This is a genomic window from Roseibium sp. 10G30-5, from assembly GCF_055809635.1.
This window is the reverse complement of the sequence record NZ_CM147918.1, coordinates 2901241-2922181: the sequence shown is the minus strand read 5'-3', so window position 1 is coordinate 2922181 and position 20941 is coordinate 2901241. Positions and strand designations below refer to the sequence as shown.

At 57.3% G+C, this 20941-nt stretch carries 16 protein-coding genes, 1 tRNA gene and 4 pseudogenes; 5 read left to right on the top strand and 16 right to left on the bottom strand.

What is annotated here, in order from left to right:
* Positions 1–272: 272 nt before the first annotated feature.
* Positions 273–764 carry a hypothetical protein gene (locus tag AC0L7U_RS14820; protein ID WP_473695920.1) on the bottom strand — a complete coding sequence of 164 codons (492 nt, stop codon included), beginning with the start codon at positions 762–764 and terminating at the stop codon, positions 273–275.
* Here AC0L7U_RS14820 and AC0L7U_RS14815 point away from each other — a divergent pair.
* Positions 655–1083: a universal stress protein gene (locus AC0L7U_RS14815; protein WP_473691727.1), complete on the top strand. Its 429-nt coding sequence runs from the start codon at positions 655–657 to the stop codon at positions 1081–1083. The two genes, AC0L7U_RS14820 and AC0L7U_RS14815, sit on opposite strands and share 110 nt — an antisense overlap.
* A 182-nt stretch (positions 1084–1265) precedes the next feature.
* Positions 1266–4007, top strand: coding sequence for a bifunctional acetate--CoA ligase family protein/GNAT family N-acetyltransferase (locus AC0L7U_RS14810; RefSeq protein ID WP_473691725.1), 2742 nt, complete (start codon positions 1266–1268; stop codon positions 4005–4007).
* A 21-nt stretch (positions 4008–4028) separates the two neighbouring features.
* On the opposite strand, the pseudogene AC0L7U_RS14805 reads toward AC0L7U_RS14810, so the two are convergent.
* The 5 genes and pseudogenes from AC0L7U_RS14805 to AC0L7U_RS14785 form a co-directional block, all read right to left on the bottom strand.
* Positions 4029–5710, bottom strand: a pseudogene (locus tag AC0L7U_RS14805) (thiamine pyrophosphate-binding protein).
* Between the two features lie 181 nt (positions 5711–5891).
* A complete protein-coding gene (locus AC0L7U_RS14800; protein ID WP_473691723.1) occupies positions 5892–6215 on the bottom strand; it encodes an AzlD family protein in 324 nt (107 codons plus the stop codon).
* Between the two features lie 12 nt (positions 6216–6227).
* Entirely contained in the window at positions 6228–6404 is a 177-nt protein-coding gene (locus AC0L7U_RS14795; protein ID WP_473695918.1) for a hypothetical protein, read from the bottom strand.
* Positions 6405–6502: 98 nt separating this feature from the next.
* A pseudogene (locus AC0L7U_RS14790) lies at positions 6503–6652 on the bottom strand (AzlC family ABC transporter permease); the annotation flags it as partial.
* 38 nt (positions 6653–6690) lie between these two features.
* On the bottom strand, positions 6691–6936 hold the full coding sequence (locus tag AC0L7U_RS14785) for an AzlC family ABC transporter permease (RefSeq protein ID WP_473691721.1): 246 nt from the start codon (positions 6934–6936) through the stop codon (positions 6691–6693).
* 357 nt (positions 6937–7293) lie between these two features.
* Between AC0L7U_RS14785 and AC0L7U_RS14780 the strand changes: the two genes are divergently transcribed.
* A complete protein-coding gene (locus tag AC0L7U_RS14780) occupies positions 7294–7875 on the top strand; it encodes a DUF3291 domain-containing protein (RefSeq protein ID WP_473691719.1) in 582 nt (193 codons plus the stop codon).
* 104 nt (positions 7876–7979) lie between these two features.
* Here the strand turns inward: AC0L7U_RS14780 and AC0L7U_RS14775 are convergent.
* The 4 genes and pseudogenes from AC0L7U_RS14775 to AC0L7U_RS14760 all read right to left on the bottom strand — a co-directional run bounded on the left by AC0L7U_RS14775 (position 7980) and on the right by AC0L7U_RS14760 (position 9574).
* A tRNA-His gene (locus AC0L7U_RS14775) sits at positions 7980–8056 on the bottom strand.
* 410 nt (positions 8057–8466) lie between these two features.
* A pseudogene (locus AC0L7U_RS14770) lies at positions 8467–8523 on the bottom strand (phasin family protein); the annotation flags it as partial.
* Positions 8519–8893, bottom strand: a complete 375-nt coding sequence (locus AC0L7U_RS14765) for a phasin family protein (protein ID WP_473691717.1) — start codon at positions 8891–8893, stop codon at positions 8519–8521. The gene AC0L7U_RS14765 and the pseudogene AC0L7U_RS14770, both read right to left, overlap by 5 nt.
* A gap of 291 nt (positions 8894–9184) precedes the next feature.
* The gene (locus AC0L7U_RS14760; protein ID WP_473691716.1) at positions 9185–9574 is read right to left on the bottom strand and encodes a phasin family protein; all 390 of its coding nucleotides are present in this window, start codon (positions 9572–9574) and stop codon (positions 9185–9187) included.
* A 322-nt stretch (positions 9575–9896) separates the two neighbouring features.
* Between AC0L7U_RS14760 and AC0L7U_RS14755 the strand changes: the two genes are divergently transcribed.
* Together AC0L7U_RS14755 and AC0L7U_RS14750 are read left to right on the top strand one after the other, a co-directional pair.
* On the top strand, positions 9897–11156 hold the full coding sequence (locus tag AC0L7U_RS14755) for a hypothetical protein (RefSeq protein WP_473691715.1): 1260 nt from the start codon (positions 9897–9899) through the stop codon (positions 11154–11156).
* On the top strand, positions 11039–14599 hold the full coding sequence (locus AC0L7U_RS14750; RefSeq protein WP_473695841.1) for a PAS domain-containing sensor histidine kinase: 3561 nt from the start codon (positions 11039–11041) through the stop codon (positions 14597–14599). The genes AC0L7U_RS14755 and AC0L7U_RS14750 overlap by 118 nt, the downstream gene beginning before the upstream one ends.
* Before the next feature lie 396 nt (positions 14600–14995).
* On the opposite strand, the pseudogene AC0L7U_RS14745 reads toward AC0L7U_RS14750, so the two are convergent.
* From AC0L7U_RS14745 to AC0L7U_RS14720, 6 genes and pseudogenes are all read right to left on the bottom strand, one after another.
* Positions 14996–15624 (bottom strand): annotated as a pseudogene (locus tag AC0L7U_RS14745) (CoA transferase subunit B).
* 34 nt (positions 15625–15658) lie between these two features.
* Entirely contained in the window at positions 15659–16354 is a 696-nt protein-coding gene (locus AC0L7U_RS14740) for a CoA transferase subunit A (protein ID WP_473691714.1), read from the bottom strand.
* A gap of 213 nt (positions 16355–16567) precedes the next feature.
* Positions 16568–17389 (bottom strand): ABC transporter permease, encoded by an 822-nt coding sequence (locus AC0L7U_RS14735; protein WP_473691713.1) that lies wholly within the window; start codon positions 17387–17389, stop codon positions 16568–16570.
* The gene (locus AC0L7U_RS14730) at positions 17386–18306 is read right to left on the bottom strand and encodes an ABC transporter permease subunit (protein ID WP_473691712.1); all 921 of its coding nucleotides are present in this window, start codon (positions 18304–18306) and stop codon (positions 17386–17388) included. Before AC0L7U_RS14730 ends, AC0L7U_RS14735 begins: the two co-directional genes overlap by 4 nt.
* 67 nt (positions 18307–18373) lie before the next feature.
* Positions 18374–19525, bottom strand: a complete 1152-nt coding sequence (locus AC0L7U_RS14725) for an ABC transporter ATP-binding protein (protein ID WP_473691711.1) — start codon at positions 19523–19525, stop codon at positions 18374–18376.
* Positions 19526–19833: 308 nt separating this feature from the next.
* Positions 19834–20925: a polyamine ABC transporter substrate-binding protein gene (locus tag AC0L7U_RS14720; protein ID WP_473691710.1), complete on the bottom strand. Its 1092-nt coding sequence runs from the start codon at positions 20923–20925 to the stop codon at positions 19834–19836.
* Positions 20926–20941 lie beyond the last annotated feature (16 nt).

The window sequence follows — 20941 nt, the reverse complement described above, 5'->3', positions numbered from 1 at the left end:
TCTTCTTCCAAGGCCGAAACATCTCTAAGGCAGGTAAGAATATCCAGCGAAGTGTTGTCAAGAAAAAATTATTAAAACTCTCAATACCTTGACGACCGCTAAACCTGCACAGCCCGACCATCACACACATGAAGGGGGGACATTGCGTCGCAGAGGATCTTCTTCTGCAAGGTCGCGCAAACGTGATAGTGTTTTTGACATGAGGTGGGGGCAAGACTGGTCCGGCCCCCGATGTCTCAGGAGGATACAGGGAAATGATCAAGGACATTCTTTCAATCGTCGATCTGGACGGCCCACAGGAAGCGGCGAAATTCGCGCTGGAGTTGGCACGCATCCATGAGGCCCATATCTCCGGCTTGAGCCTGGCCTATGAGCCAGTCATCCCGGCGTTTGCAGCGACACCCATTCCAGCGGACTACATTCAGGAATCGAGCGAAGCCGCCATCAAGAATGCCGACGAGGCCAAGAAAGCCTTTGACGAGATGGCCCGTCTGGCTGGTGTGAATTACGAGAGCACAGTCAATAACATCCTGACTGGCGGCCCGCTTGATCAGGTCATGCGCCGCTGCAATGCAACCGACCTTACCGTGATCGGTCAGGACAACCCCAGCCGCCCTGAGCCAATGCGCGATCTTCTGATCGAAACCGTGCTGTATGAGAGCGCTTCGCCGCTGCTGTTGGTGCCGCATGTCGGCGTCAAACGCACCGAAGTGCACAACCTTCTGGTTGCTCTGGGATGGAAGCGCACAGGCTGCACGAGCCATCCGCTCGGCTCTGCCATTGCTGTTGAACGGCCGCAAAATTACTTTGATGGTCATAGACAAAAAGGGAAACGAACGGCTCGATCCGGGCACCGAAATGGCCAAGCATCTGGCGCGACACAATCTGGAAGTCGAGTTGGACATCGTGCGTCATTCCGGCTCCAGCGTCGCAGAACTGATCCTGACGCGCTGCGCCGACAACAACATCGACATGCTGATCATGGGCGGCTACGGCCATAGTCGCGTCAGCGAGTTCCTGTTTGGTGGCGCCACGCGGGACGTTCTCGCCTCCATGACATTGCCGGTGTTCATGGCGCATTGATCCTGATCTGAGATCCGCCATCTTTTTCTCCGGGCGGCAGCTTCAGCATCTGCCCGGAGAGAGCTTATGGCGACAGTCCAGCGGGTGATTGCAAACCATTCGGTTGCCCGTCGGGAGTTCCCATAGACGGGACGATACGCGGCACCATGCCCAAGGGCACACACCAGACCTGGAGGGTCGCCATGACAGTCCGCAACCTTGCCGGTTTCTTCGCCCCCACGTCTGTTGCCCTCGTCGGTCCGTCTCGCGATGGTGGCCGTGCAGCCCGGCTGCTGCTCGCACGCCTGCGTGACAGCGCACCGCGTTGCCCAGTCACTCTCATCAATTTGCCGGGAGTGTCACGTCCTGAGGGGTTTGCCGCCTTGTCGGTGGCGGACACGACGCATCTACCTGTCTTTGATCTCGTCGTCCTGCTCGGACCATCAGAAAGCGCTCCGGAGTTGATCCAACGCTTTGCAGCATCTGGAACACGCGCCGTGCTGCTGACCTCACTGGCATACGAAAGCTGGCCCGAAGATCTTTTGCAAAATTGCAGGGAGGCGGCCCGCCCCTCTAAAACGCGTCTAATCGGACCGGGCAGCCTTGGCATTGCTGTGCCCGCACGGGGCCTTGATCTTCTGTTGAGCGCGACACCTCCGGCCGCTGGCGATCTGGCGCTGATTGCCCGGTCAAACGCCCTGCTGAATGCAACGTTGTCCTGGGGAGCGTCGCATCACATCGGGTTTTCCGCAGTGGCCTCTCTTGGCGACCGCACCGACGTGGATATTGGTGACCTGTTGGATTATTTCACGCAGGATCACCGCAGCAAGGCCATCCTGCTGCATCTGGAGGGCATCGCCAATCCACGCAAATTTCTGTCAGCCGCCAGAGCCGCAGCACGAACCAAGCCAGTCGTCGTCATCCGCTCGGGCAAGAGCCGCGACCCACGAGGGCCCGGCCTTACCCACGCCGGACGATTGGCACGCCCCGACGAGATCTATGACGCCGCCTTGCGCCGTGCGGGATTGTTGCGAATGGACGATCTCGACGACATGTTCGAGGCAGTTGAAACACTTACCCGCCTGCGCGTTCCCAAATGCGACGCTCTGACCATTCTGGCCAACGGACGCTCGCTCGCCAGCCTTGCCGCCGACAAGATACTGGATCACGGTAGTACACTGGCACAGCTTTCAGAGGAAACACACCAGGCGCTTGCCCCCTTCTGTCGTATGCAGCTTTCGCAAGAAGGCTTCTCACATGCGGCAGAACCCGTCATCTTGCAGGAAGACCTGACCGACCAGACACTGGAGGCCGTGATCAGCGCAGTGCTGGCCGATCCTGCCAGCGATGGCGTTCTGGTGTTGCAAGCCCCTACAGCCTTGACCTCTTTGAGCAGCATCGGCACCTCTATCGCCGCAGCTGCCCAGCACGACAAGCGCCGGACAGGACGGCGCAAGGCGCTGATCGCCGGTCTGGTGGGAGACGACAGAGCAGCACGCAGCGCACTCGATGCCGCCCGTGTTCCCTGTTACGGATCACCTGCCGAAGCCGTTCGCGGTGCGCTGCACCTGAAACGGGACGCTGACGCCAAGACCTTTCTGATGGCCGCACCGCCCAGCCTGCCTGAAGGCTTCACGCCAGACAGGAATCGCGCTCAGATCCTCATCCGCGCGGCTCTGGCGAGCGGCCGAAGCTGGCTATCGCCCGAAGAGGTCGTTCAGGTTTTAAAGGCCTATCAGGTTGCGATCACCGAGGCCCATCTTTGTACGACGGTGGAGGAGGCCCGGCGCGCAGCGGCTGTCATCTTGAAAGAGCATCCACATTGCGTCGCCAAGATCTGGTCTCCCGATCTTCCTTTTAAGTCGGAAATCGACGGTATTCGACTTGGACTGGAAAGTGTGGACAGCGCCGCCCTGGCGGTTGAGGTTCTCTTGCAAAGAACGCGGGCAACCTATCCTGACGCCCGGATCGAAGGTGTCAGTCTGCACCCGATGATCGAGGATCGCCATGGGCTGGAATTGTTCCTGGGTCTCGCTGACACGCCTGTTTTCGGACCTGTGATCGGCTTCGGGCACGGCGGCTTATCCGTTGAGGAAAACGCCGATGTGTCATTCGAACTGCTGCCGCTGGACCTCAATCTGGCGCACGCGCTCATCGACCGAACGCGTATTTCACGCCTATTTGCAGGTGGCCACGGGCGGCCTGTCCTCAACCGCGAAATCATCGCGCAAACGCTGGTGAAACTCTCCCACCTTTGCATCGATCATCCGGAAATCCGCGAAATCGACATCAACCCGATGGTGATTGGACCGGATGGAGCGCAAGCCCTCGACGCACGCGTCCGACTGACATCAGCACATGATCATCCAACGGCACCGCCTACGCATGGGTCGCGGCTGGCCATCAGACCCTACCCCAAGGAGTGGGAGCGCCATATCACTCTGAAATCGGGTCAGAAGGTTTTCATTCGCCCCGTGATGCCGGAAGACGAACACTTGTTCCGACGGTTCTTTCAAACGGCGGACCCGGAAGATTTGCGCCTGCGATTCTTTGCCCCAATCAAGGACTTCTCGCATCGCTTTCTGGCACAACTCACGCAGTTGGACTATTCACGTGCCATGGCTCTGACCGCGATTGATCCGGAGACCGGGGCCATGCTCGGCGCAGTGCGCCTGCATGCCGACCCCGATCATCTGACCGGTGAATATGGTGTCATGGTGCGCTCCGATCTGAAAGGCCATGGCATCGGCGTTGCCTTGATGCACTTGATCATCGAATACGCCCGCAAGGATGGCATCCGACGTATCAATGGCGAAGTGCTGCGTGAAAACGCCAACATGCTCGCCTTGTGCGAGGCCCTTGGCTTCACCATCAGGACAGACCCGGATGATCCAGGCCTGTCACTGGTGACGTTGGCCGTCGAACCTGAAGCCTCCTCAACATAGGCTCCAGATTGACGTTTCAGCTCACACCGTCGCACGGCTGTCCAATGCGGTCTGACGGATGTCTGTCAGAGACGCAGCCGGAGTGATGGCCTCCGGGTCCAGTTTCAGATGCAGCAGAGCCGGAGCATTGGCTGCCTGTGCCCGCAAGAACGCCGGACCAAACTCTGCCGTTGTCTCCACCACCTCGGCATGTGCGCCATAGGCCGCGGCAAGGGCGACAAAGTCAGGGTTAAGCAAGGTAGTCGCTGAAATGCGTCCGGGATAATTGCGCTCCTGATGCATTCGGATAGTGCCATACATACCATTGTCGATGACCACAACAATGATGGCCGCCCCAGCCTGACAGGCTGTGCCGAACTCCTGCATGGTCATTTGCAGACAGCCGTCGCCTGCAAAGCAGATAACGTCCCGACGCGGGAAGGACAATTTTGCAGCAATAGCGGCGGGCAGACCATACCCCATGGAGCCAGAGGTGGGAGCAACCTGCGTGCCGAAATGGCGGAAGCGGTGAAACCGATGGAGCCAGGTTGCATAGTTGCCAGCGCCATTGGTGAACACGGCCTCTTCAGAGACATGGGTCTCGATCCACTCCATGACGCCGGCCATTTGCAAAGTCCCAGCCGTTTGCGGGCGGGCGCCCGACCACGCCATGTAGTCCTCATGCGCCGTAGCTGCGAGACCCTGATAAGGCAACGTGTTAGGGGGTTGCAGTCCTTCCACAGCCTTGCAAAAGGCGGTCGGACTGGCGTTGATCGGCAAGGTCGGTCGATAGACCCGCCCCAACTCTTCCGGATCCGGATGCACATGGACCAGCGCCTGAGAGGGTTGTGGAATGGACAAAAGCGAATAGCTCTGGCTTGGCATTTCAGACAGGCGCCCACCGACCAGCAAGATCAGATCAGACTGACGGATACGCTCGGCCAGTTTCGGGTTGATACCGATCCCAACATCCCCCGCATAGTTGGGGTGCAAATTGTCGAACAACATCTGACGGCGGAAGGAGCACGCCACAGGTAGATCGAACCGCTCGGCAAAGCGGGTAAATGTAGCGGTGGCCTGCTTGGTCCAGCGGCTACCGCCAAGGATGGCAATCGGACGCTTGGCTGCCCAGAGACGCTTTTGCAGATCCGCCATCACCGGCAGACCGGGGTAGGTTTCCACCTGAACCCACGGGTCGGGCTGCGGCACATCAGCTATTTCAACAAGCATGTCTTCCGGCAGAGCCAAAACCACCGGACCCGGCCGTCCCGACGTAGCAACATGCCAAGTGCCCTCGACATGAATTCCGGCACCCGCGCGGCATCGTCAATCTCGGCCACCCATTTGGCCATACCGCCGAACATCTGGCGATAATCTACCTCCTGAAAGGCTTCGCGTTCACGCATTCTCTTGTCAATCTGACCGATCAACAGGATCATCGGCGACGAATCCTGCATGGCGACATGAACGCCACTGGCGGCATTGGTGGCGCCCGGTCCACGGGTGACCATGCAGATACCCGGCGCGCCGGTCAGCTTGCCATGCGCCTCCGCCATCATTGCGGCGCCGCCTTCCTGACGGCACAAGACCACATCGACGGAAGACGCATCATGCAGCGCATCCAGCACCGCCAGATAACTTTCCCCCGGAACGCAGAAGACGCGCTCCGCCCCATGCTGCTGCAAGGCTTCAACCAGCAACACTCCACCCGTCTTGCCGACCATGGCATTCCCCATTTCGCTTAAATCCAGACCCAAGCTATAGCTTAAACGCGACGGCTTGGGCATGGCCCGCGCCACATCGATTTGCCATGAGGTCATTCCAGATGGGAAGGCCAGAACGGCGGCACCACGCGTTGCGGCGTTAGAGGTGAGGCGTGCTTAGATCCATGCCAAGGCAAGAGCGTCAGAAACCTTGGCTTCTCAGAAGTGCTGCGAAGGCGGTGGCACAAAAAACCGCGACGACATCCTTGCGCACCAGCACCATCAGTGCAGCGGAAACCACAAGTGCCAGGGTCTCGACCAAGCCGCCCTTGACCGCAATTGGCAGAATGGTGGAAACGATAATCGCGCCGGGCAGCGCCTCAAGAGCACGTCGCACCCGCCGTGTCAGAGGCACGCGCCCCATGATCCAATAGCCCCCGGCCCGCATCATATAAGTGACAGCGACCATGCACAGAACGGCGACGCAAAACATTCCATCCGCAGAGAAAGCAGATCCCGTGGTCATTCCAACTGCTCCTCACTCGTCCCAGAAGGCGCCGATCAGCGCGCCCGTTATGGCCCCGGTCAAGATGCACCAATAGCCCCCCACGGCCCACCAGGTCGCCAGCGCCACACAGCCTGCGGCCGCCCAGCTAACGCTTTGGCGATGGCCCTTCCAACTCGGCACGATGAGCGCGACAAAAAATGCCGGCATAACAACATCCAGCCCCCATGCATGGGGATCCCGCACCATAGGTTGGCAAAGTAATATCCGGGAAGGACTGACAGCGACCACACCATCCAGAGGAACACGCCGCTGCCAAAGAAAATGCCCCAGTCCCGGTCGCCCCTGTCATAGGCGCGCAGGGAGAGAAGCCAATTGATATCTGTGAGAAAGAACAGTGCCAGATAGCTTTGGCGCGCCGGCACAGGAGCCAGCCATGGGCGCAGACTAGCCCCCATCAGCACCATACGCATATTGACCGCCGCAACCACCGTGGTCATGGCAATGATTGTCGACCATAGGTCACCGGGTCTGTATAAACCTCCATACCGACAAACTGTGAGGCCCCCGCAAAGACGAAGCTGTTGATCAGCAGTGTCTCAAGAATTGTCAGGCCCTTTTGCGCCGCAACCGTGCCGAAGACAGCGCCAAAAACAATGGTTCCCGGCAGGATAGGCAGGCACAGGCACGCGCCTGTCAGGCAGCCGCGCAGAGAAATGGTCACAGAAGAAGAAGTCGTCATCGGCGATCCGGCAAACACTTAGAGAGATGGTGGGCGAAACGGTGCTGGCACACCTGAGCAAGCATTTAAGACTTCCCGGGTCGGCCCCCACCATAGCGCGAAAATGGATATTGACCATCAGGACCAGATCCATTCAGAAGCTTATGTCACTTTTTGCAGAAGAACCAATCAAAGCTGGTGATATACCTATCAAGGATCGGCTTTGCGCTCATCACAAGTGCAGCATCACCTAATTTCCCTGTCGTCAAAAAAGCACACCGGCACAGGAATACATCCCGTCCGGATAAGCCCTTCTTGCAAGACCTGTGAAATTGTCAAGACTACGCGAAATGATTGAGGTCTTGAAAGAAAGTCTGCTTGCATGTCCCCTCTCCACCACCTCCAAACTGTATCCGCACAGTGACCGGTTATCGCCTTGCAGCCTACACCTTCGGCCAGTTTGTCGCGCCGTATGACTCCGATGCCATTCGCGGCTTCCGGAACCGCGAGCCCTCGGTCTTCGCCGAGTTGGAAAAGGCTCCAGGCTTTCTGGGGCGTGCTGGCTATTCAGAAGACGGACTGGACCCTTGGGGCGAACAGGTATTTCCGCGTTTCTGGGTGGACAATGGCGATGGCTTTGCCCCCTCGACGCTGTCGCTCTGGGAAGATCCGGAGAGCCTGATGGCTGCGGTCTACGGCGGGCTTCATGGAGAAGCATTTCGCCGAGGGCGTGACTGGAATATTCCGGCGGTCGACTGGCCGCCATTTGCCTTGTGGTGGGAAGTCGAGACGCGGCGTCCTTGCTGGCAAAATGCCGTTACACGCCATGAGCATTTGTTCGACAACGGCCCAACGCCCTTTGCCTTCACCTTCAAGGTGCAATTTGCACCCGACGGAACACCGCGCTCTCTTAACAAGGACAAGCTTGTCACACTGCGCCAGAAGAAGGCCCTCTCATGACCCTTTCTGTTTCACCTCGAGAGCAGCAGAAAGCGCTATGGAAAGCCAGCATCCATCAGGACGCAAGTTACACTTGAAAACCGGAAGTTTTTAAAGAGAGGGGATGGTACAGACGAGTGGATTTGAACCACCGACCTTCGGAGCCACAATCCGACGCTCTAACCAACTGAGCTACGTCTGCATACCAACCGGGGGACGCCCTGAAACGACGTCCTTCAAAGTGCGCGAAACATAAAAAGGATGTTCCACCTTTGCAAGGGGGTCTTGTAATGTCCTTTTGCTCTATCCACAAGCGTGAATTTCAGCGAACCGGCATTTTCCTGCAAGCCTCCTGAAGGCTGTGAATGAAAGAGACAGGTCCTTCTGTTTCAACAACGAGCGACACTCACATCGGTTTCAACAGCCGCATGAGCACAAAGACAAACGGGGCCGCCCGGTTTTCCGGACGACCCCGCACCAACGGTCAAAGACCGATCAGTCTCGAGTGGCCAATCAGGCCATCTTGACGTCTTTGGCGGTCTTTTCGATCACAGACTTGAACGGCGAAGACACGTCCGATGTCAGCTTGGTGGCAAATGCCTGCATGTCCTTGGCCTGAGCCGAAAGAGCATCGAACTGCTGACGTGCAAAGCTGGACTGAAGCTCAATGGCTTCGGCTAAGGCTCTTCGTCGCCATCATGTCCTTCATGAAGGAGAATGTGGCGTCCGTGTTCGTCTTCGCAGCATCAACGGCCTTGTGGTTGAATTCCACAGCGCCCTGACGAGACGTTTCGAAGGTGTCTTCCATCAGGTCCGTTGCGTCTTCAGCAGCCGACTTCATCTTTGCGTATGTGTCACGGGCCTGGGCAATGCCCTTCTCCGTTGCATCGCGGAACATTTCCGGTGCTTCCATCTTCGGCATCGAAAAGGCTTCGAAATCCATGAAAGGATTTGCAAAAGAGGAAGGACCACTTGCCTTCGAGGAACCGTTGCTACGGCTCTTGGAAGCAGTCGACTTTGTTGCTGTTGTATCGCTCATGATGTCTTCTCCATATGTTCGGATGCGATCATCATCGCTCGGTCAGTTAAATCCGACGCCTTCACAAAAAAGGCTGTACTCGCAATCCGTGACTAAAATATAGGAGCGCTATTTTCGCGTTGCAACATCTTTTTTGCAGTGCACAAAAAATACAAAGCCTACATCTTCTGGCCGCAGAGCAAGACCAGAACAATGTCTCAAACAACTCAAACTCTTATCTGCCGTTACGGCATATTTGACGACCGGCAAAAAAATCGAATTTTCTGCCGATCAACAGGTTCAAAGCCCTGTTCAACTGCCTTTTTGCGCCGTCTTGGCCGCGTCTTGCGCTGTCTTGCTGGCGGTATTGCCCAATTCACGCACCTGTTCGCCCAGAGTTTCCATCTGGCTGCGCAAATAGCCCTGCTGCAAGGAGAGAACTTCTTCCATTGAGCCCGCCTTCACCACATCCTGCGCAAAGCGGAATGCGGCATCGACATTTTCCTCGGCATAGGAGAGAGCCTTACGATGCGCATCATCGGCTCCACCCTTGACCACATTGCCTGTGTCTTCAAGACTGGAGACAGCGGTCTGCGTCATGGTCATGAAGTTGTCGAAGGCCTTGCGCGCCTGATCGACACTGCGGTCGGCAAATTCGCGCATCTGATCTGGGATTTCAAAACGTGAATCATCGGTCGGCATACAAACTTTCCTCCTCGGTGACACATCGCCGCGCATGGAACGGAACGCGGACGGATCAGTTGCACTGTACAACAGTTTCCTGAAAACCGTTAACGAGAAAACTGACAGGGGCAATTAACCACGCCTTCACGCAAGGCCGCTAGAAAGGTCATCTGACGTGGACGACAGAGCCGTTTGCAGCTATTAACTTGGTGTTTACCACTGCAACGGCGCGACGAAACCTTTGGCGCGAAACGACCAACAAAGAAGAGTTGACCCATGGACGATCCACTTCATAAATTTATGGAGCTGAGCACCATTCCGGCTCTTGCGCGGCTCTGTGATGAGTCCAGTGCTGCTCTGGTTGTGGTCGGCAGATGGCTCGGCCATCTTGTGGGCCAATGCGGCGGGGGCTGCGTTTTTCGCAGTCGATGCTGCCGAAAAACTCGGCCACCTTCCCGTGCTTTCGAAATCACCTGCCCGCCCGCATATCGCGCGCATTGCCGCCAGTGGATCAACGGAACGGCCCAGCATCGACCGGTTGCGGTTTTATCGCGGACTGCGCGTCATGTTGCTGACGTGCCAGTGCCAGCGCATCCTTCTGGACGATGGCAGCGATGCCGCACTGATCATCTGCACGGACAAAACGCTGAATCTGACCAGTGCACCTTTACCCGCATTCCTTGGCCTGCTCGCAGGTGATGACAAGAGCGCGTTCTGCATCAGCGACAACGGTGTGCTTCTGGGGGCCGTCGGCGCATTGGCGAATTCCGGTTCTGATGCTTTGCGTCTTCTTGAAACCCACACTGGATCCGGCGTTGGCGAAGATGTTCTCACGCTGGACGATACGCCACATCGTGTCCTGCATGCAGATCTCGGAGATCAGCGCCGCCTGCTGGTCGTGAACAATGAACCGGCCCCTGCCGCCTTGGAACCATTACAGCCAATTATGTCCTCAGAGGCGGAGCTGGAGCCCGAGACCGCCGCGACTGACACGCTGCCTGAAGACCTGCCGATGACGCCTGCCGTGCTGGACATGGAGCCGATCGAAATCGACCCGATCCCAACGCCAGCGCTGCCATCCCTCACCGCGAGCGAAAACCTGTCGGAGAATAGCGTTACACCGGACGAAACCACATCAGATCTTCTGTCGAATGACACAGGGTACACCACACCTGATACGGATAAGGTTGCCGTCTCCGAGACTGATGAGACCGGCTTCATCTTTCAGCCGCGTCCACGCCCGATCCGCTTTGCTCGAAGATGGACATCGACCAGCGCTTTACCTTCGTCTCGGATGAGTTCACCGAGATCATGGGACCGGTTGCTGCCAACATCGTTGGCAAACGCTGGACCGATGTTGCCAACCAATTCGGCTTTGATGACACCGGTGAAATTTCGGCCGCCCTTGACCGCCGCGACACATGGAGCGGGAAGACCGTCAACTGGCCTGTTACAGGATCGACAACGCGCGTTCCCGTTGACATGGCCGCCCTGCCCGCCTTTGACCGCACTCGCGAGTTTGAAGGGTATCGCGGCTTCGGTGTTTGCCGCACGGCTGATGCCTTTTCGCAAGGAGAGACAGCGCTTGCATCTGGCATAACTGTCGACCCAGGCTTGAGCGCCGAAGAGACGACGGATCCATCCGCACCGAACGAAGGGACTGTGCCCGCTGCGGCCCTATCACTGGCAAATGCAGCTAGTCTTGTCGATGAGACGACCACAGCACCACGCGAAATTGACGACGCCTTTGACATCTTCGAACCAGAAGATGCTGCGTCTGCCGAACCTCAGCCGGTCGAAGACGCAGACGCGGGCAAGAGCGCCAACACGGACACGCAGACGGCGGGTGACGTCTCCGACACCGTCGACCTGACGAGCGAGACCCCCGACCTGCCGCTTGGGCGGCAGGAAACCTTCGACATCATCGAGCCGGATGAAGTTGAGGCGATTGCGAGCGAAGAAGAAGACACAGCGCCTGCGGACGCCGTAACAGACGCATCTGATAACGTTGCCGCAGAGGTCCTCAGCGACGCTGATCTCGGGAACCAGGAAAACGCCCCCGCACCAGTGGAGCCGACTGACAACGCGAAAGCGGACGAAGAACCAGACGCAACAGATGCATTCTCAGTGCTGGCACACGACGAAGACAGGTCCGTGACCAGCGAGACGCAGGTTGAAGACGAGATAGCCAGCCCGGTGCATGTTCCGCTGGATGTGACCGAAACGTTCGACATTATAGAGCCGGATGAAGTCGACGCCATTGCCGGCGAAGAAGCACCCGAGACTGAAGAAGAAACAGACGCCTCAGAGGGCGAAAGGTCTGGCACGGAAGCGACGTCAAGTGAGACGAGCGACACCGAGGACACGCCCGATGCACCGCTTATGCAGGACACCAAGGCGCCCTACCACTCATCCACGCCCTTGCGCGATGCTGCTCTGCGAGGCGGCACTTTGATCGGGGCCAGTGCCGCTGCCGTTCTTGGCTCGCTCAAATTCCGGCCGATCACAGGCCATCGCCCCCCAACATCCGTGGGCACTCCGACAGACGAAGATACGACACAAGCCACAAACGAGCCTGCATCGCCGACCTCGTGGTCACGGACCAGCGAAGCCGGCAATGATGATTTGCGGGCACCTTCCGACTATGACGCCCGGGCTGACGTGGCCGGGGACGATGTGCCTGCCGAGGAGCATGTCTTCCACGAAGAACCGTCGGTCCCTGTTGAATTGCAGGACACACTCGAGCCGGCACAGGAAGGCGACAAGCCATTGTCAGCGACTCCCGTACAGGGGGGCATCAACGGCACCACGCCCTATCCGCCCGAGGAAATCGAAACGGCCGTTCGCTCGCTTGCAGTGGAATATCAGGAACGCAGTCGGCGCCAGACCGCGGCCTCAGACGTCACCGCGTCGCCAGACGCCGCTGAGGATACGGCCAATTCTGAGGACACCGCGTCCACACCAGACAGCGACGATGACTTGCCCGACGTGCTGGCGCTGACTGAGGCAGATATCCCTGCAAAAACAATCGCAGACCTGACGCACGACGGTTCTCCGGACGAAAAAGCAGAAACCGACGAAACTGTATCGGCCGAGGATGACAAGCCCGCGGAAGCGGGTGTGTCGTCAGAAGCCACAGGTCTGCCTGTTCCTTTGCAAGGTTCACCGACGCCAAAGGACAGCGATGCAGCCTCGGAAACACCACTCCCCGATGCCGCCTCTGTTGATGAAGAAGTGCGAGACACTCCATCCAGCGCGGACGATAGCGAAGCACGCCGCGATCCCAAGATCGTCGACCTTGCCAGCCGCAAGCGCCATTACGTTCCTGTCGACACCTCTGCCTTGTCGCGTCCCGAACTGGCTGCCTTCCGCAAGATTGCAGAAGCCTTGGGCGCCCGCATGGAGGGCGACATGGAGGCTGAGGACGATCAGGACAACGAGCACACGACAGATAAGGACCCACAGCTTCGGAAGAAACTGGTGCGCGCCAGCGAGCCTCCGCGGGCCGGGCCAATTGATCCGCGTCTTCTGGATCGCCTGCCCATTGGCATTGCCATCGCCCGCGATCGCGATGTTCTTTATGCCAATGACACATTGCTGGACCTGTTGGGTTATCTCGACCTTGCCTCGCTTCAGGAAGCTGGTGGTCTGGAAGCCGTCTTCGTCGAGGACGACGAGTGGCCAGACGAGAACATGGACGACACCGTCGATGGCACCTTGAAAGTACGCGTGGCTGGTGGCGGTGTTCGCCCGGTGGATGCCCGTATGCACACGGTGCCATGGAATGGTGGCCGCGGTCTGATGATTTCGTTCACAGAGCGTTCAAACGCCATAGCGGCAGGAAACGATCTCAGCGTAACAACGCCTGCGCCTGCCTTGTCCAGCGCCATCAAGACAGATGATAGCGACGCATTGCGCCGTGCCAACGCCGCCATCAAGGAATTGGATGCAATCCTGGAAACGGCGACAGACGGCGTTCTGCTGCTCGACCGCCATGGCAATATCGTCAAGACCAACCGATCGGCTGAGGCTTTGTTCAGCGCCAATCGGGCGGACATCGAGGGTGTGCCGCTGATTGATTTTCTGGCCCCCGAAAGCCACCGCAGTGCGGCGGATTATCTCGACGGCCTGTCGCGCAACGGCGTTGCCAGCGTGCTCAATGATGGGCGCGAGGTTCTTGGCAAAGTCAGCTCAGGCGGTCTCATTCCTCTGTTCATGACCATCGGGCGTGTGTCTGCCAACGGTGAAGATCCGAAGTATTGCGCGGTTCTGCGTGAAATCACCCAGTGGAAGCGGGCCGAGGAGCAACTGACCCAGGCCAAGCAACAGGCAGAGAATGCCAGCTCACAGAAGTCGGACTTCCTCGCAAAGGTGTCCCATGAGATCCGCACACCTTTGAATGCCATCATCGGATTTTCCGAAGTGATGCTCGAAGAGCGGTTCGGCCCAATCGGCAACGAACGCTACAAGGAATACCTGCGCGATATTCGCACCTCTGGGTCGCACATCATGAGCCTCATCAATGATCTGCTTGATCTGTCCAAGATCGAGGCGGGTAAGATGGAACTCAAGTTCTCTGCGGTCGCACCCAACGAAATCATTACCGAGTGTGTTGCTCTGATGCAGACACAAGCCAATCGGGAACGGGTCATCATTCGGGCAAGCCTGCCGGATTCGATCCCCAGTGTTGTGGCCGATCAGCGTTCCATTCGGCAGATTGTGCTGAACCTTCTGTCCAACGCCATCAAGTTCAACAAGTCCGGTGGTCAGGTAATTATCTCCAGCTCGATGGAAGACAGTGGCGAACTTGTCCTGCGGGTGCGGGATACTGGCAGTGGCATGACCGCACGCGAGTTGGAAGCTGCGCTTGAGCCATTCCGTCAGTTGCACACCTCACGGCATGGCGGCGGCACTGGTCTTGGACTGCCTTTGACAAAGGCCCTGGTGGAAGCCAACCGGGCGAACTTCCGCATCGATTCCACGCCAGATCAAGGCACCTTGGTAGAGATTAGGTTTCCGTCACAACGTGTTCTGGCCGAATAGGTCGCAGATCACTGGATGAAGAATGCCAAACGCCCCGCTCCTCTCCAGGAGGCGGGGCGTTTTCGTTGGAGGCATCCTAAATCTATTGATGACAATAAAGTTTTCTCACGTCCTCTCTCATCCAGCCCCAGCCGGTTGCTTCACCGCCCATTACAGCGAAACGAGAAAGCGCACCTGTTAACGTGTTGGAGAGCGCGAGATCGGACGACGAGCATTATGGGGCAATTGTTTTTCGCCACCCTCAGTGCAAAGAGGGACAGTGTGTGGGCGGGGGCATCGATTGCAGAAAAGAGCTGCCGGCTGCCGTCAGGCACAAAAAGCCGCCCCGATGCCTCTGATACAGAGACCCGGGAACGGCCCTTTTCTCACGTATTCCTGAAACGAAGCGGCCTGCGTTTATTCCACCAGCGTTGCCTCGGTCTTTTCGCGCACTTCGTCGATCTTGACGTCAGGTGCGAGCTCCGAGATCTTTAGCCCTCCATCGACTACATCGAACAGACCAAGGTTGGTGATGATCCGGTCAACGCATTGTGCGCCCGTCAATGGCAGGCTACACGACTTGAGCAACTTCGGCGCGCCGGACTTGGATGTGTGATCCATGATAATGACAACGCGCTTGACGCCAGCCACCAGATCCATGGCACCGCCCATGCCCTTGATCATTTTTCCAGGATCATCCAGTTGGCCAGATCACCATTTTCAGCCACTTCCATGGCTCCCAGAATGGATAGATCAATATGCCCGCCACGGATCATGGCAAAGCTGTCTGCCGACGAAAAATAGCTCGTCTTGGGTAATGCGGTGATCGTCTGCTTGCCGGCGTTGATCAGATCCGCGTCGACCTCATCATCGGTCGGAAACGGGCCCATACCCAGCATGCCGTTTTCCGATTGCAGGGTCACTTCCATGCCTTCGGGAATATAGTTTGAGACCAGCGTCGGAATGCCGATGCCGAGATTGACGTAGAACCCGTCTTCGAGTTCCTGCGCCGCGCGCTTGGCCATGTCTTCACGTGTCCAGGGCATGTCTACCTCCTTCAAACAAGTTCTGGCTGCGCCCTCAGGCGTCGCGCGTTGTGCGTTTTTCGATACGCTTTTCAAAGCTGCCCTTGACGAGGCGGTCGACGTAGATGCCCGGTGTATGGATATGATCCGGGTCCAGCTCACCCACTTCAACGATCTCTTCAACTTCCACCACGGTCATCTTGGCGGCCGTCGCCATCATCGGATTGAAGTTGCGCGCCGTGTGGCGGTAGACAAGATTGCCTTCCTTATCAGCCTTCCAGGCCTTGATGATCGCTAGATCACCCACGAGGCCGGTTTCAAGGATATAGGTTTCGCCATTGAATTCCTTGTGCTCCTTGCCTTCGGCAATAAGCGTGCCAACGCCCGTCTTGGTATAGAAGCCCGGAATGCCCGCGCCGCCCGCCCGCACACGCTCTGCCAGCGTGCCCTGCGGATTGAACTCCACTTCAAGGTCGCCGTCGAGATACTGGCGCTCAAACAGCGCGTTTTCACCCACATAGGAGGAGATCATTTTCTTGATCTGCCGCGTTTGCAGCAAGAGGCCCAAACCGAAATCATCAATCCCGGCGTTGTTCGACACAAATGTCAAATCTTTCTTGCCGGTGTCACGCAACGCCGTGATCAGGTTTTCAGGAATGCCACACAGACCGAAACCACCCGCCATCACCAACATACCGTCAGAGACCACGTCCTCAAGAGCGGATGCGGCGTCCGGATAAATCTTGTCCATATTATTCTCCCACAAGACGTCTGAAGTCGTCCTAGCCACTTGAGCGCAGCCAACCTCGGGCGTCAAGACATTGCAGTGCACAGAAACGCTTTCGCATCTGCTCTGCTGCTTTGTGTGCGCCCGCAATACGATTTTCTCAAGGCAATCAAACACGGCTTCCGCTTTGGCCCCATTGACCCGAGGCGCGCGGGCATTGCCGTATCTCGCGCGATCTTATCCGGACGCCTGAGCTGCCTGCTCGTTGCGCATCCGGCGCACATGGTTCCGCTTGGCCGAGACCGACGCGATGATAACGCCACAGGTGACGAGACCAATCAGGATCGTGCAAACCGCATTGATCTCTGGCGTGACGCCAAGGCGGACCTGCGAATAGATCTTCATCGGCAAGGTTGTCGCACTTGGCCCCGTGGTGAAGCTGGCAATGACCAGATCGTCCAGCGACAGCGTGAACGCCAGCATCCATCCCGCCAGAACACCCGGCAGGATCATCGGCAAGGTAATCAGGAAGAAAGTCTTCAGCGGGGGGCAACCAAGATCCTCCGCTGCCTCCTCGACACTGCGATCCTGCCCCACCAGCCGTGACTGCACGACAACGGCGACGTAGCACATTGAAAACGACGTATGCGCCAGCATCACTGTCCAGAACCCGCGGGGAAAGCCCATCGACACGAACAGCAACAGCAGTGCCAGCCCCAGGATCACATCCGGCATCACCAAAGGCGCATAGATCATGCCCGAAAACAAAGTACGGCCATGGAACCGCCCCGAGCGATTGAGCACGAGTGCTGCCATGGTGCCCAGAACCGTGGCTATGCTGGCCGACAGTGTGGCCACCTTCAATGTGACCCAGGCCGCATCGAGAAGTTGCTGATCCTGCAAAAGCTGACCATACCACTTGGTCGAGAACCCGGCCCAGACTGTGACGAGCTTCGATTCATTGAACGAAAAGATGATCAGGATGACGATCGGCAGATACAGGAACGAAAAGCCGAGGACCATTGACGTGATGTTGAACCAGGATGGGCGCGATCTCATATCCGATCTCCCATCTTTTGCTGCTGATGCTGGAAGAGCACGATCGGGATTACCAGAATGCACAAAAGCACAACCGCCACGGCGGAAGAGACTGGCCAATCCCGGTTTGAGAAGAACTCCATCCAGAGGGTCTTGCCAATCATCAGCGTGTTAGAGCCACCCAACAGATCGGGGATGACAAATTCACCGACAGCCGGGATAAAGACGAGGAAACAGCCCGCAATGACACCCGGCATGGAAAGGGGCAACGTGACCTTCCAGAAGGCCTTCCACGGTGGGCAGCCGAGATCTTCTGCCGCCTCCAGCAGGCTGCCATCCAGCTTTTCCAGACTGGAATAGATCGGCAGCACCAGAAACGGCAGATAGGAATAAACAATGCCGATATAGACAGCGATATTGGTGTTCAAGATGATCAACGGCTGATCAATCACACCCAGCCACAGCAGCAGATTGTTCAAGAGCCCTTCGTTCTTCAAGATGCCGACCCAAGCGTAAACGCGGATCAGAAAGCTTGTCCAGAACGGCAGGATGACCAACATCACGAGCCCTGCGCGCCAGCCCTTCGGGCTGCGGGCAATGCCATAGGCAAGTGGATATCCAAGTGCCAGCGTCAACACCGTGGAGACAGCGGCCATCTCGACACTGGACAGATAAGATTTCCAATAAAGGTCATCCTGCGTCAGCCAGATATAATTATCGAGAGACAGCACCGACAGCTTGTCAAGAAGTGCATGCCACCCGGTGGACAGGTCAAAGGTCGGTGCATAGGGAGGGATCGCCACGGCAATTTCCGACAGCGAAATCTTGAAGACGATCAGAAACGGCGCCAGAAAGAATACCAGCAGGAACAGGAAAGGGGCTGCAATCAGCAGTTTTCCGCCCAGTGTCCGTTTTGCCTTTTTGGTCGCCGATGCCATTCAGCACCTCATGTTATGTTGTTGGATGCCCGCTGAACGGCAGGCCTGATAGTGCCAGTGGCTTATCTCACCCGCGCAGGATGACACCTGCATTCTTGTCCCAGCTCAAAACCACCCGATCATCCCAAGTGATGGGCCGCTCCACCAGTCTGGTCACATTGGCCACGGTTGCCCGCAGCATCATGCTTTCATTGACCTTGGTATGGAAAATCGAGACATCCCCCAGATAGGCGATGTCCCAGACTTCTGCCGCAGTCTGGTTGACGGCCGCCGGATCAACCTCGCCCACAGACAGGGTGATCTTCTCCGGCCGGATGGCGTACCAGACGGTTTCGCCGACTGAGGCGTCCGTCGTCTGGGTGGTCTCGATCACCGCATCGTCCCCAAGAACCTGCAAACGACACCCGTCGGCGGAACTCATCGTCACTTTGGCTTCAATCAGATTGATGTCGCCGATGAAGTCGGCCACGAAGCGGTTCTTCGGCATCTCATAAATTTCAGCCGGCGTGGCGAGCTGAACGATCTGCCCGGCATCCATGACGGCGATCCGATCGGCCACCGTCATGGCTTCCTCCTGATCATGCGTCACGATCATGAAAGTGGTTTTCAGATCTTCCTGAATGGTCATCAGCTCGAACTGGGTTTCTTCACGCAGCTTCTTGTCGAGCGCGCCCAATGGCTCGTCCAGCAGCAGCACCTTCGGCTTTTTGGCAAGAGCGCGCGCCAAGGCCACACGCTGGCGCTGACCGCCCGAGAGCTGCTCGGGCTTGCGCTTGGCAAAGGTCTCCAATTTGGTGAGATGCAGCATTTCCTCGACCCGGGCCTTGATCTGCGCCTTGGGCATTTTTTCCTGTTTCAGACCAAACGCAATGTTGCTCTCGACATTCATATGCGGGAACAGGGCGTAGGACTGGAACATCATGTTGGCGGGACGCTTATAGGGGGGCACACCTGCCAGGTCTTCGCCGTCCAGCAGGATCTGGCCTTCTGTCAGAGTTTCAAACCCTGCAAGCATCCGCATCATGGTGGTCTTACCGCAGCCGGATCCACCGAGCAGGGCAAAAAACTCACGCTCGAAGATCTTGAGGCTCAGATTATCGACCGCGGTAAAGTCACCAAAACGCTTGGTAACATTTCGAAATTCGATGAAAGGAGTGGCAGAAGGATCATCCCACGGCGCAAAAGCACGCCGCACCGGCCCGATCGGTTTTTTAGACAAGCCTTGTCTCCCTCTTCCCTATACAGGCGGCACGTGGGCAAAGCTGCCAGCCCCCGCACGCCGATCCCCAAATGGATGATGCGCCTTGCACGCCCATCACAAACGTCAACTTGTGCCCGTCCCCCGGATCTCAAGTCGCTCTACAAAAGTCTGACAGGCAACACCAAACCCTTGAGATAAAAATTCTTTCCATGAGAAGTCAGGGGAACGCAATCCGTTCCCTCGCTTCATGCCCGGCCATTTATTCGAAACGAACGGTCCACTATCAACGGGGGAAGGGCACAGCGTGCCCTTCCCTCTCGCCGTGCTTACTGACCGGTCTTGACCTTGGTCCAAAGGCGCGTGCGCACGCGCAAAACCTTTGGGCCCTTAGTAGTTGTCGCAAAGAGTTTCTTCATGACATCGCCGCTCGGGTAGATCGACGGATCATTCAGGATGTCCTTATTGACATATTTCTGACTGGCCAGATTGCCGTTGGCGTAGAAAACATAATTCGACGACTTGGCAATTTCTTCCGGCTTCATCATGAAGTTCAGGAACTTCAAAGCATTTTCAGGATGCGGCGCATCCGCCGGGATCGCCATGTTGTCAAACCAGATCATCGCCCCTTCCTTGGGGATCGAGTAGGCGACTTTCACGCCCTGCTTGGCTTCATCGGCACGATCACGCGCCTGAAGAACGTCTCCCGACCAGCCCACTGCGATACAAATGTCGCCATTTGCCAACGCATTGATGTACTGCGAGGAATCGAACTTGGAGACGTAAGGACGAACCTTTTCCAGTAAAGCTGCGGCTTTCTTGAAGTCGTCCGGGTTGCTGGTGTCAGGATCAAGACCGAGATAGGCGAGAGCGGCCGGAAACATTTCGTCGGCCGTGTCCAGCATGTAGATGCCGCAATCCTTGAACTTCGCCGCGATCTTGGGATCGAAGACCAACGCCCAGCTGTTCACCGGCGCGTCTGGCATGATCTTCTTTACCTTGTCGACATTGTAGCCGATGCCGGTGGTGCCCCACATGTAGTTGATCGCATGGGCATTGTCCGGGTCATACTTGGACACGCGCTTCATGATCATCGGCCACATGTTCTTCAGATTCGGCAGCTTGGACTTGTCCAGCTTCTGGAATACGCCTGCCTGCACCTGACGCCCCAGGAAGGTTCCCGTCGGCACAACCACATCATAGCCCGTGCCGCCGGCCAGAAGCTTCGTTTCCAGCATTTCGTTGCTGTCGAAGACATCGTAGTTGACCTTGATGCCGGTTTCTTTGGTGAAATCTTCCAGAACCGACTTGTCGATATAGTCGGACCAATTGTAGACGTTGACGACTTTTTCTTCCTGCGCAAGTGCCGAACTGGTCATCAGACCCACGGCTGCCAGCCCCATCAGTATACTCTTCAGCATTACTTCAACTCCCCTC

Coding starts and splice junctions, on each gene's coding strand:
- AC0L7U_RS14815 (WP_473691727.1), top strand. CDS start 655: ATGAGAGCGCTTCGCCGCTGCTGTTGGTGCCGCATGTCGGCGTCAAAC.
- AC0L7U_RS14820 (WP_473695920.1), bottom strand. CDS start 764: ATGGCTCGTGCAGCCTGTGCGCTTCCATCCCAGAGCAACCAGAAGGTT.
- AC0L7U_RS14810 (WP_473691725.1), top strand. CDS start 1,266: ATGACAGTCCGCAACCTTGCCGGTTTCTTCGCCCCCACGTCTGTTGCC.
- AC0L7U_RS14800 (WP_473691723.1), bottom strand. CDS start 6,215: ATGACCACGGGATCTGCTTTCTCTGCGGATGGAATGTTTTGCGTCGCC.
- AC0L7U_RS14795 (WP_473695918.1), bottom strand. CDS start 6,404: ATGCCGGCATTTTTTGTCGCGCTCATCGTGCCGAGTTGGAAGGGCCAT.
- AC0L7U_RS14785 (WP_473691721.1), bottom strand. CDS start 6,936: ATGACGACTTCTTCTTCTGTGACCATTTCTCTGCGCGGCTGCCTGACA.
- AC0L7U_RS14765 (WP_473691717.1), bottom strand. CDS start 8,893: ATGAGCGATACAACAGCAACAAAGTCGACTGCTTCCAAGAGCCGTAGC.
- AC0L7U_RS14760 (WP_473691716.1), bottom strand. CDS start 9,574: ATGCCGACCGATGATTCACGTTTTGAAATCCCAGATCAGATGCGCGAA.
- AC0L7U_RS14755 (WP_473691715.1), top strand. CDS start 9,897: ATGAGTCCAGTGCTGCTCTGGTTGTGGTCGGCAGATGGCTCGGCCATC.
- AC0L7U_RS14750 (WP_473695841.1), top strand. CDS start 11,039: ATGGCCGCCCTGCCCGCCTTTGACCGCACTCGCGAGTTTGAAGGGTAT.
- AC0L7U_RS14740 (WP_473691714.1), bottom strand. CDS start 16,354: ATGGACAAGATTTATCCGGACGCCGCATCCGCTCTTGAGGACGTGGTC.
- AC0L7U_RS14735 (WP_473691713.1), bottom strand. CDS start 17,389: ATGAGATCGCGCCCATCCTGGTTCAACATCACGTCAATGGTCCTCGGC.
- AC0L7U_RS14730 (WP_473691712.1), bottom strand. CDS start 18,306: ATGGCATCGGCGACCAAAAAGGCAAAACGGACACTGGGCGGAAAACTG.
- AC0L7U_RS14720 (WP_473691710.1), bottom strand. CDS start 20,925: ATGCTGAAGAGTATACTGATGGGGCTGGCAGCCGTGGGTCTGATGACC.